Origin of the sequence: Methanoplanus sp. FWC-SCC4 (genome assembly GCF_032878975.1) — an archaeon.
Taxonomy (GTDB): Archaea; Halobacteriota; Methanomicrobia; order Methanomicrobiales; family Methanomicrobiaceae; genus Methanochimaera; species Methanochimaera problematica.
In genome coordinates, this window is record NZ_CP043875.1 from 1,078,440 (window position 1) to 1,090,403 (window position 11,964).

At 38.0% G+C, this 11,964-nt stretch carries 10 protein-coding genes; 8 read left to right on the plus strand and 2 right to left on the minus strand.

All coding sequences use genetic code 11. The annotated features are described in order from the left end of the window. Window positions 1-19 precede the first annotated feature (19 nt). From F1737_RS05535 to dnaJ, 7 genes are all read left to right on the plus strand, one after another. The gene (locus F1737_RS05535; protein ID WP_317137780.1) at window positions 20-508 is read left to right on the plus strand and encodes an amino acid-binding protein; all 489 of its coding nucleotides are present in this window, start codon (window positions 20-22) and stop codon (window positions 506-508) included. A gap of 1 nt (window position 509) precedes the next feature. Further along, window positions 510-1,496, plus strand: coding sequence for a homoserine dehydrogenase (locus F1737_RS05540; RefSeq protein WP_317137781.1), 987 nt, complete (start codon window positions 510-512; stop codon window positions 1,494-1,496). Continuing rightward, entirely contained in the window at window positions 1,480-2,613 is a 1,134-nt protein-coding gene (locus F1737_RS05545) for a sugar-specific transcriptional regulator TrmB (protein ID WP_317137782.1), read from the plus strand. Before F1737_RS05540 ends, F1737_RS05545 begins: the two co-directional genes overlap by 17 nt. A 64-nt stretch (window positions 2,614-2,677) precedes the next feature. Next, window positions 2,678-4,000, plus strand: a complete 1,323-nt coding sequence (locus F1737_RS05550) for a condensation protein (protein ID WP_317137783.1) — start codon at window positions 2,678-2,680, stop codon at window positions 3,998-4,000. Between the two features lie 101 nt (window positions 4,001-4,101). Next, window positions 4,102-4,575 (plus strand): HEAT repeat domain-containing protein, encoded by a 474-nt coding sequence (locus F1737_RS05555; RefSeq protein ID WP_317137784.1) that lies wholly within the window; start codon window positions 4,102-4,104, stop codon window positions 4,573-4,575. A 273-nt stretch (window positions 4,576-4,848) separates the two neighbouring features. Further along, a complete protein-coding gene (dnaK, locus tag F1737_RS05560; RefSeq protein WP_317137785.1) occupies window positions 4,849-6,720 on the plus strand; it encodes a molecular chaperone DnaK in 1,872 nt (623 codons plus the stop codon). Window positions 6,721-6,736: 16 nt separating this feature from the next. Beyond that, window positions 6,737-7,798 carry a molecular chaperone DnaJ gene (gene dnaJ, locus F1737_RS05565; protein ID WP_317137786.1) on the plus strand — a complete coding sequence of 354 codons (1,062 nt, stop codon included), beginning with the start codon at window positions 6,737-6,739 and terminating at the stop codon, window positions 7,796-7,798. A gap of 150 nt (window positions 7,799-7,948) precedes the next feature. Here dnaJ and F1737_RS05570 read toward each other — a convergent pair whose 3' ends face one another. Next, the gene (locus tag F1737_RS05570; RefSeq protein WP_317137787.1) at window positions 7,949-8,701 is read right to left on the minus strand and encodes a pentapeptide repeat-containing protein; all 753 of its coding nucleotides are present in this window, start codon (window positions 8,699-8,701) and stop codon (window positions 7,949-7,951) included. A gap of 189 nt (window positions 8,702-8,890) precedes the next feature. Here F1737_RS05570 and F1737_RS05575 point away from each other — a divergent pair, with 189 nt between their 5' ends. Continuing rightward, the gene (locus F1737_RS05575; protein ID WP_317137788.1) at window positions 8,891-10,462 is read left to right on the plus strand and encodes an MFS transporter; all 1,572 of its coding nucleotides are present in this window, start codon (window positions 8,891-8,893) and stop codon (window positions 10,460-10,462) included. 256 nt (window positions 10,463-10,718) lie between these two features. On the opposite strand, the gene F1737_RS05580 is transcribed toward F1737_RS05575, so the two are convergent. Then, window positions 10,719-11,963, minus strand: a complete 1,245-nt coding sequence (locus F1737_RS05580) for a Coenzyme F420 hydrogenase/dehydrogenase, beta subunit C-terminal domain (RefSeq protein WP_317137789.1) — start codon at window positions 11,961-11,963, stop codon at window positions 10,719-10,721. Window position 11,964: the final 1 nt, after the last annotated feature.

Below are 11,964 nucleotides of genomic sequence, written 5' to 3' on the forward strand. Positions count from 1 at the left end.
TTAGACGATGCAGGTCTCTATGAAACTTGAGATTAAAGACTCTCCCGGCCAGCTGGTTGCAGCGTTAAAACCAATATCCGATGTGGGAGGCAATATAAAATCTGTTATCCATGAGCGTGATCCACTCTCGGAAAACGGAACTCTTGACGTCCAGATTTGGCTTGAACTTCCTGAAGGAAAGCTCAACTCATTAATAGAGACTCTAAAGGAAAACGATGTTTCTATTCTAAGAGTGGGTGAAGAAAGATTCATTATTCGAAAATCAGTGATAATAATCGGTCATCTGATGCATACCGACTTAAGCGACACTGTGGACAGGATTGACGGAACAGGATATGCAGAAGTTGGTGAACTTTCAATGGTTATGCCTGCAATAAATGAACCGACATCTGCAAAAATGACAATAAAATCCGACAGTGTTCAGGATATAGACAGGGCAATGGCTATATTGCAGGAAGTGGCGGAACAAAAGGGCTTTTTAATAATCGAACCTCTGGAGGGCTTTTAAAATGAAAATAGCAATATTAGGGTTTGGCTCGGTCGGAAGAGGTATTGCAAACATTGTTAACAGCAAAAATACGGGAATTATAATCACAGCAGTTGCGGATTCCAAAAGTGGTTTAATAGAAAATAACGGAATAGATCTTGACGCTGTTTTGGAAAATAAAAAGAAAACAGGACTTTGCGGAAAAGAAAATATTACTCCGGACGAAATCATTGAAAATGCTGATTATGACGTACTTGTCGAAGTAACACCTACTGATGCAACAACCGGTGAACCTGCGCTTGGTTATATTAAAAAAGCACTTGGAGCCGGTAAACATGTTGTAACATCCAATAAAGGTCCGATTGCTCTTGAATACAAAGCTCTCAAAGAACTTGCAGATAAGAACGGATGTCTTTTAAAATATGAAGCAACAGTATGCGGAGCAATTCCTCTTATTCATTCTCTGCAGTACGGACTTGCAGGAAATGAAATCAAAAAGATATACGGGGTTTTCAACGGAACCTGCAATTATATCCTGACAAGAATGGCAGATGAAGGCCTCACATACAAACAGGCACTTCTTGAGGCAAGAGAACTCGGATATGCCGAAGCTGATCCAACCTATGATGTTAAAGGAATCGATGCTGCAATAAAACTCGTGATTCTCGCAAACACAATTCTGGGATATGATAAGACTCTCCAGGATGTGGAAACAGAGGGTATCGACAGGCTGACATCAGAGGCACTTTTACTTGCCGCAGAAGATGATCTGACGATCAGGCTTATTGGTGAAATTGATGTTGGTAAAAAAATTTTACGGGTGTCACCCCGTGTTCTTCCCAAAAACCACACGCTTGTCGTCCAGGACACATTAAATGCAGTAACAGCGGAAACTGATCTTGCCGGAGATGTGACCTTTATTGGCAAAGGTGCAGGTTCAATTGAAACTGCAAGCGCAATTATTTCCGATCTGCTTTTTATAAGGGAGTGCAATGGCGGGCGTTCTTGAAAAAAGACGTGAACTTTTAAGACATATGAGGGATTTAACCCTCGAAAACGGCTTTTTTACAGTCAATGATATTGCAGGGCTTACAAATATTCCAAGGAGCACTGTTCAGGACTGGGTAAACAGACTTATTGAAGAAAAATGCGTTTTGACAAGAGAAGAAAAACGCGGACGTTTTCCTGCACGGTATATCACGACAAGTGCAATGCTTCAGACGGCTTGCAAAAGGATATTCACTACTGTCGATGGTGAAAACATAGCAATTTTCCATGAATGCAGAAGCGGCGGATGTGCAGCATTTTGCAGACACCATCATTCAATTGCAGGCGGTATTCTGACAAAGGCACATCGTGAAGGAACCCTTCTGATAGAATATGCAAAACTGAATGATAACGACAAAGAAAAAAAACCAAACCCTTCAATAGGTCTCTACCCGGCTTCAGCTGTGGGTGTTGTCGGTATAAAAAAATCAAAGGATAATATCATTCAGAAAATCCGCTGTATAGGAGGACCTGCATATTCCCTTACAGACATGATGAAAATGGCTGAAGGTGTCTGTGATGTAACTCTTGAATATAACGGCAACCTCGTTGAAGGAGAAGTGGTTACGAGGGCACTTACACACCTGATTATAGGAATCGATGATACTGATACCCAGGAAGGCGGTGCCACTTTTGCACTTGCACTTGGTCTTTTGCAATATCTTGGTAAATTAAACGGCGTAATTCCAATAGGGCACAGGGTTGTTATGTTAAATCCCGACCTGAAAGAATGTACGGCAGGCAATTCATGCAGTTTCATAGAAATTGCCGTAAAACCTGAAGAAGTCCTGCACATTAAAAATCTTGCAGTCAGATTTGTTGAGGACGAATCTTTATCAGAAAACTGGGGTATTGCCATCAAATGCGGCTTTAGCATATCCGGTTCTTTAAGAAAATACGGCATGTCAGCCAGGAACAAAATAATAAACCTCGATCAGTCATTAAAGACAGCTGAGGAAAACAATTTATTCGTTGCCGGAAAGAAAGGCATAATCGGTGCTGTTGCCGCTGTTTCGTTTAGGGGACTTGCCAATGAAATCCTTTTGGATCCCTTAAAAACGCCTTTTGATGAACTATAAAAATATATTCAATAAGAATCACCTGAAATTCCTGCAAAATATCCAATAATATTGTGAGTATAAAATGACAAAAAATGATGAATTAAAATTTTTTCCCGCATCTGCTTTTGATGTCTTCAATGTCTATTTTGACAGAATCTACGATCCGTCCATGTATATGCTTTTTGAATTTGATGACAAAATAGATGAAATATGTCTTGAAAATTCAGTTTTAAAGGCACTTGTGGCAAATCCATACCTTTCATCACGTTACGTTGAATACGATAACAAACCATACTGGGAAAAAATAGAGCCTGATAAATTAAAAGATGCATTTGAGATTATTTATACCGATAATGAAATTCAGATGCCTCTTTCATCTTTACCTCCATCCGTTGATGTTTATTCAGGACCTCAGGTGAAAGTCATTCTTTACAGAAAGGAAAATAAAAGTGATACAGTTTTAATCGGATGTCATCACGGTTTTGCAGATGCACACGGTTTAAAAGATTTATCTGAATTTATATTTTCAATATATTCCAGGACTCTTGAAAACGCGGAATATATTCCTGAATATATGGGCTGGTATGACAAAGGAACAGGAAAACTGCTTGATAAATTTACAAAAGAAGATATTAAATGTGCAATTGAAGATGAAAAACCCTTTGTTGACAGATGGTTTTTCCCTTATAATTATCTAAACAAAGGGGGAGATAAAAGAATAAAATACAGGACGTTCACTCCCGAAAGATTAACTGCAGCAAAAAAATTCGGAAAGAAATACAATGCAACGATAAATGATGTAATTCTTGGTGCATTCTTTCTCGGTGTAATTAAAATCAGAAATAATCCTTCTGACAATCAGGAAGAAAAAACAATCCTGACATCTGCTGACCTTAGAAGACATCTCAATAATACCCCGGGGTATTCAATGGAAAACCTCTCTATTGCCTATGATGCGTCGGTCACCATAAATAAAGGGGCTAAATTAGAGGATATAATTGAAAGAATTGTATCCGTTACAGATTATCATAAGTCAAACAATCTGGGTCTTGGGTGTATATTGTTCTATGAAGAAATTTTTTCAGATGGTCTTTTTGGAGTAAGGAAATTTTTTGAAGAAATGGATAATAAATATACAAAAACAGGATACAAAAATCCTGTATTTTCAAATGTCGGAATTATAAATACAGACAACTATTTTTCTTCCATAACTGACAGCAATAAAATACCAACAATAAAAAATGCTCTCTTTCTCCCGACAATCTGCTGGCCTCCGGGCTTTTTAATGACACTTTCAACATACAAAGATTCTATGACAATCATGACAGGTTATGAAGAGGGCCCGTATTCATCAGCCGTAATAGAAGAATTTCTTGATATCGTTGATGATTATATTCCAAAATGATCATTCCTGATCATAGCATAAACCCTGCTTTTAAACAATCTTTTTTTTGATAATAACAAATGTAAAATTATTATTAAACAGGCAATTAATATATGATACTTATGACTTCAGTAAATGAAAAAATAAAAGGACTTTATAGCACTGATAAAGAATTACGTGCAAAAGCGATGCAGTCCCTTGTGGAATCAGGCACAACAGCTGTTTTGCCTTTAATGGATCTGATGAACGATGAAAACTGGATTGTCAGATACAGAACAGTCGAAGCACTTGGTCTGATTGGAGACGAAAGGGCGGTAAACTCTCTTACAAAAATGCTGAATGATGAGAAAGATCATGTAAGGTACATGGCTGCCAAAAGTCTTGGATTCTATAAAAAACCCGAATTGTCAATCTCGCTATTGCCACTTCTAAGAGATGAAAATGAATATGTAAGAAGAATTACCGCCGTATCGCTTGGAAATATAGGAATAAGCAAATCTGCAGCAGAAGCTTTGAAAAAAGCAGCAAAAACAGAAACTGATGAAAGGGCAAAGACTGAAATGCTCAATGCATTGTCAAAGACATCCATTGAATAAACGTCAGCAATTGACCCTAAGAATATATATTTTTTTACAATTCCGGTAAATCTCTATCTGTGAATATCTTTTTTACGTATGATCCAAAATTTCAGGCATGCATATTTTCTCTTATTTCTTTTTTATTAGAAAGTTTGAAATAAATGTAATGTTTGAATAAGCACTTGAAAACAATCATTTCAGGTTAAAAAAATCTCCTGAAATTTCATGTATTGGTTCTCAAACCAAAATTTTTGGGTTTGATTATTTAATTAACCGGGGGGCGTGAAAAAAGTGGTTAAAGAAAAAATTATCGGAATAGATCTTGGAACATCAAACAGCCAGGCAGCAGTTTTACTTGGCGGAAAACCGACAATCATCCCTTCAGCAGAAGGGGCAACGATAGCAGGCAAGATGTTTCCCTCTTATGTTGCATTTACAAAAGACGGAGAGCTTTTGGTAGGAGAGCCGGCAAAAAGACAGGCGGTCAGCAATCCTGAAGGAACTGTTATGGCTGCAAAACGGAAGATGGGGACAGACCATATCTACAAAATATTTGGAAAAGAATATACGCCACAACAGATTTCAGCTTTTTTGCTTCAGAAAATTAAAAGAGATGCGGAAGAATTCTTAGGAGAAGAAGTAAAAAAAGCAGTCATTACAGTACCGGCATATTTTAACGACAATCAAAGAACTGCAACCAAAGATGCCGGTAAAATTGCAGGACTCGAAGTCGTAAGACTGGTGAATGAACCGACTGCAGCTTCGATGGCTTACGGGCTGGAGAAGGGTGAAGAATATAAAATCATGGTTTTCGATTTTGGTGGCGGAACACTTGATGTAACAATTATGGAATTTGGAGGAGGCACATTTACAGTCCTTTCAACATCAGGAGATACGCATCTTGGCGGAACAGATATGGATGCCAGAATTGCGGACTGGATTTATGATGAATTTAAAAAACAGGAAGGAATTGATCTTAAAAAAGACAAGATGGCTGAAAACAGGATCAAAGAAACAGCAGAAAAGGCAAAAATAGAGCTTTCAACAGTTCCTGAAACCGAAATAAATCTTCCTTATATCACAGGAGATCAGGGCGGACCAAAGCATCTGTATATGAAAATTACAAAATCAAAACTTGAAGAACTCGTAGACCCGACAATCAAAAGATGTATTCATCCAATAGAACAGACACTCAAAGATGCAGATCTTAAAAAAGAGGATATCCAAAAAATAATTCTTGTCGGCGGCCCGACCAGGATGCCTGTTGTAAGGAGATTCATTGAAGAAAAGTTAGGGAAAAAACCTGAAGGAACTGTCGATCCAATGGAATGTGTTGCAATTGGTGCAGCTATTCAGGGGGGCATACTGGGAGGTGAAATTACAGACCTGGTTCTTTTGGATGTAACACCGCTCACTCTTGGAATCGAAACTCTTGGAGGTGTGAGAACTTCTCTGATTGAAAGAAACACCACCATTCCAACAAAAAACAGCCAGGTATTTACAACCGCCGATGATTTCCAGACCTCAGTCACAATTCATGTTCTTCAGGGGGAAAGACCAATGGCAAAGGATAACGTGAGCCTCGGGCAGTTTAACCTGATAGGCCTTCCCACTGCTCCACGCGGCATCCCACAAATCGAAGTTGCTTTTGATATTGACGCTTCAGGCATCCTGAATGTTTCCGCAAAAGATCTTGGAACCGGCAAAGAACAGAAGATGACAATCACTGCTTCTACAAAACTTTCTGAAAGTTCTGTTCAAAATATGATCAATGAAGCGGAAAAATATGAGGAAGAAGACAAAAAACGTAAAGAAGAGGCTGAACTTCGAAATTCTGCCAATTCACTTATATATACTGCTGAAAAGACAAAATCCGAACTCTCAGAAAAACTATCAGATGAACTTAAAGAAAAGATAAACGCCGGAATCAATACATTATTGTCATCTCTTGAAGGAAAGGATGTCAGTTTGATAAAAAGAGATACCGAAAACCTTCAAAAAATACTCTCAGAAGCGGGCTCTGCAATATATCAGGATGCCGCTCGGCAGCATTCACAGGAGCAGTACACAAAAGCGACATCTTCGGCAGGTTCATATGAGTCAGAAACCGGTGAAAAAGATGACCAGACCATAGTTGATGCGGATTTCAAGGTTGCAGATTAATTCTAAATAAAAAAAAATGGACAAAAAAGATTATTATGAGACGCTTGGTATTGAAAGAAATGCAGGCCCTGAAGAGGTCAAAACCGCTTTCAGAAGGCTTGCAAGAAAATACCATCCCGATCTAAATCCTGATGACAAAGGAGCCGAGGAAAAATTCAAACAGATCAACGAGGCATATCAGGTTCTTTCAGATCCTCAGAAAAAAGCACAGTATGACCAGCTTGGCCATTCGGCATTCAGACCTGAGGATATCCCACGATATGAAACAGTTGATTATAAGGATTTATTCAGCGATTTTGGATTTGGAGATATTTTCAATGTTTTTTCCGGCTTTACAGGAAAACCGGGACGGGCCAAAACAATGCCCGGTGCAGATCTCAGATATGATCTTGAAATTTCACTTGAAGATGCCTTTTACGGTCTTAAAAGGGTCTTTGAAATTCCACATTATGATGAATGCAAAAACTGCAAAGGAACGGGTGCAGAACCCGGATATATAGTAAACTGCGATGCATGTGGAGGAACCGGACAGATTCGTAATATAAAAAAAGATCAGTATCGCAGTTTCATCAATATTTCAGCATGCCCAAAATGCGGCGGCAGAGGACAGATAATTAAAAAGACATGCGGAATATGCAAAGGAAACGGCAGAACAAAAACAACCAGAAAAATAGAAATTACAATTCCAAGGGGTATTAACAACGGGCAATATTTAAGAATTGCCGGAGAAGGGGAAAGCGGTTCTAAGGGAGGACCACCAGGGGATCTTTATGTTGTCGTATATGTCAGGAAAAACAGCTTTTTTGAAAGAAAAGGAGCTAACCTGATATCCGACAAAAAGATCACTCTTTTGGATGCACTTTTGGGAACAGAAATAAATGTTAAAACAATATCCGGAAAAGCACTGCTGAAAATACCTCCCGGAACACAAAGCCATATCAGATTCAGACTTCGCGGACAGGGTATGCCATATATGAATTCAGATAAACGTGGAGATCACTTTCTTGAAGTAATTGTTCAGATACCTGAAAGGCTTACAGATAATCAGAAAAAACTAATTAAAGAAGCACTTGGTTAAAAATAAACAAATCATAAAGAAATTAAAAAATAATAAAATTTTTCAGGTTCTGTTTCAGGATAATGACAGTGCCATTTCCATTAAAAACAGTAATGAAGAAAAAGTCTTCACACCCGTTTTATGAGAAATCACCGGATGCATAGATCAGTTTTATTTTAGAAAATCCTCCTGAAAAACACTTCCGTTAATCCATGTTGCCCCTGTCAACAGAGTACCATTCAGATCAGCTCCTTTCAATTTTGCACCTTTTAAATTGGCATTAATGAAATACGAAAGTGCAAAATTTGTATTGGAAAGATCAGCACCTTCAAGATCAGCACCGGTAAAATCCGATCCCAGAAGAATGGAATCCTTAAGAACTGCATATTTTAAATCTGCAAATTTAAAATTCACAGAAGGAGAGTAAGAGTCAGTAATTATAACCCCCCTCAGATTTGCATTTGAAAATTCCCCATCAATAATTCTCGTATTTTTCAACATAGCATTTTCAAGTGAAGCACCTGTAAAATCAACATATTCCATATAAGCCCCGTTAAGATTTGCATTACTTAAATCAGCAAATCTTAAATAGGCATGATTAAGGTTGGCTTTTTCAAGGTTTGCTGAATTCAGACTGACAGAGATAAGATATTTCCCTGAAAGCATTGCACCGGATAGATTTGCACATTTTAAATTTTTATCTGATATATCATCATAATCACAGCCGGGACAGACAACAGGTTCTGCCGGACAGCTGTCACCGAACAATACTCCTGATGATGATTTTACATTTTCGGACTGGTTTACACACCCTGAAGCCGTTAAAAGAATTACTACAGTTAATATAAACACAAACAAAGACATCTTTTTTTTAAGAGTCATGACAATCCACCTAAAGAGTATCATTAATATTTCATACCTCATAATAGTGTCCGCGATAAATCATTTAGTTAGCACCAACAGAAGCCTCAAAGTATTAATTAAACTCAAATTATTTTATTATAAAACAGTAGATCAATTCTGAAATAATTAAGACAAACATATAGATATTATTAATATCATTAAACTGTTCCGTCAATAGTATATTTCCGTATATATCAAAGGTGTTTTTTAATGTCTTTTCGATTTGATACAAAATGGGGGGTTTTAATTGTTACATGTCTGGCTGTTTTTATAATGGTTATAGACACCACAATAATGAATGTGTCAATCTCTGCACTGGTAGAGGATTTGAATACAGACCTTACTGCCATTCAGTTTACAATAGCGATTTATGCATTGATTATGGCTTCATTTATGCTATTTGGAAGTAAAATGCAGGATGTCATCGGAAGGAAGAAAACCTTCATGCTTGGTGTTGCATTTTATGGGGCAGGCACTTTTCTTGCATCAATGAGCTGGAATATAAAAATTCTTTTAATCGGATGGTCAATTTTAGAAGGTCTTGGTGCTGCATTTATGCTGCCTGCAACAGCCTCTTTTTTAACCGGAACATATGAAGGAAAGGACAGACTCTTTGCTTTTGGCTTATGGGGGGGTGTAGGTGCTGCAGGTGCTGCATTCGGACCAATAGTTGGAGGATTTTTAACCACATTTTACAGCTGGCGCTGGGCATTTCGGCTTGAACTTTTGGTTGTAATTACAATTATCATATTTTCATATCTGTTAATTGAAATAAAACCGAAAATGAACTTTAAGGATATAGATATATTTGGAACAACACTCTCATTTGCAGGACTTTCACTCATTATAATCGGTATTCTTTCAATAAAAAATTTCAATATGTGGAATATCATTCCGGTTTTAATAGGATTTGGTATGATTTTACTTGGCGGATTTTATTTATGGCAGAAAAAATTGAAAGAAGAAAACAGATATCCGCTTGTTGATATTGATCTGTTTAAAAACCGTACATTTAGTATAGGAAATATTGTCGGTATGATCCAAAATATTGTCATAGCCGGAGTTTTATTTATTATACCCGTATTTCTTCAATCAGTAACAGGAATAAATGCATTTTTAACCGGTGTTGCTTTGCTGCCATTATCCCTTTCAATTCTGTTTTTTTCAATATCAGCGAGCAAACTAACATCCATTACTTCACCAAAAAATCTTATAATGGCAGGTTTTTTGATAGCTCTCATAGGAACAGTTCTTTTAAGGGATGTCTTTAGTTTAAAGACTGTGATTGAAGATCTAATTTTTGGCTCCATAGTTTTCGGAATCGGAGTTGGTATTATCCTCTCACAACTTACGAATCTTACACTTTCTTCTGCCTCAAAAGAACAGGAAAGTGATGCATCAGGGATACTTAATACAACAAGACAACTTGGAACATCAATTGGAACTGCACTTATAGGAATTGTTCTATTCACTGCACTTTTTACCGGTCTTATATCAGGGATAGGATCTTTTGATATTTCTGGAGATATGACATCTGAAGAAATTGCAGAAGAACTTCAGGAATGGGCATATAAAATGCAGGAAACATCAGGTAAAAATGACATTTCATCTTCTCCGGAAATTGAAAAAATCCCTGATGAATTAAAAAAAGATGTTGAATTTATTGTTGACAACGCAATATCAAAGGCAATGAAATCGAGTTTTGATGCCATAGCAATCATATTATCATTAGGTTTTTTTGCAAGTTTATTCATCCCGCAAAAAAAGAGAGTTAAACGGTAAATTTCTTTTTTAATGACTCCGGGTATTACAAACCAATTCAGAATATCAGGTTATATCAGGGATTACCCACGATGAATATTTTTTAAAACAGCATTATATCAAAAACCTGTGGAACCTGATTTGGTTCATACAGGTTTATGCGAAAATTACATTCGTAATTTTCATTAAACGGCGTATGATATTGCATTTAGGCATATCGTTCATATATTAGAGATAATTTGCATTAGAATTTGAAAAAAATTAATTTATCTTTGATTTACTCTTCCTGGAAGATATCAAAGATCTGATCTGAGCCTGTGTCACTAAGACGCTTGCGCTCTGTCGGTTCTTCGACAAGTGCAAGTAATGGGAGATCCATGTTAACACCAGGTTCATAGCCGAACATGTCCTGCATTTCAATCTGAATTGCATGCATGTAAAGTGCATTTGGAATATCCATTGCACAGAGTTCCTGACACTGACCACAGTTGATACATGAATCAGCAATGTGTGAATAGCGAATCAGGTGGAACATGAATGGTGGCGGAACCTGTCCTGGTGTTACAAGGTGTCCTTTCTTTGTGGAACACTCTACACAGTAGCAGATTGGACAGTTCTCAATACACTGGTAACACTTGATACAGCGTGATGTTTCATCCATGATGAAATTCAGGCGCTCTTTTCCGGTTCCCATTTCGGCGAACTGTTTTGCACGAAGCTTGTCTGCAAGTTTAAGCATTGAGCCTTCGATCTTTGCGCGAATCTCAACACCCTTCGGGTTGGCTGCCTCTGTCTTAAGAGCACCGTTTGATTCTGCTTTTGCAACGAGGTCTACACCTTTGTCAGAGCAGACTTCAACAAATGTTGTATTGCCTGCTTTGTCTCCGATAACTCCCCAGTTACCACATGCAATATCGCACTGGCGTGGAACCTTTGTCTTGCAGCGCTGACAGTTTGCACGGCGTCCATATCCTGCTTCTTCAAGCTCATCAATGGAAATACCCTTGTGCTGTCCGTCTGCGGTCTCGACAATGAACTGACCCTTGTCAATTTCCTCTTTGACAACTGTGTCAGGATCAATCTCAAACACTTCAGTGAGCATCTTTCTGCCGGTCATTGGTGCAACTGATCCACCACAGTTCAGACCGACCATGTAAATGTTGTCAAGGTTAAGCTGCTGTCTCTTTGCAAGTTCGTACATTGCCTTTGCGTCACATCCCTTAAGGGTGACTGCAATCTTCATATCTCTTGCACCATTGAGGAATTTCTTGATCATCTTTGGTGTAAGAAGTGTACCACAGTGAAGTGAACCTGCAGTTTCAGCTATTTCTTCAGGGTTTGTAATAAATACAGGACGTGCATCGTAGACATCGTATCCCTTTTTAACTGCCAAAACTGCATCTACAAGTCCTGTTTCAAGAGCACTCTTCAAGATGGCTGTAACTGCTCCACCGCATTCTCCTTTCTCAAGGATACCGGAATCACTGGCTGAAGCATATATTAAATCTCCTTTAGCTACCATT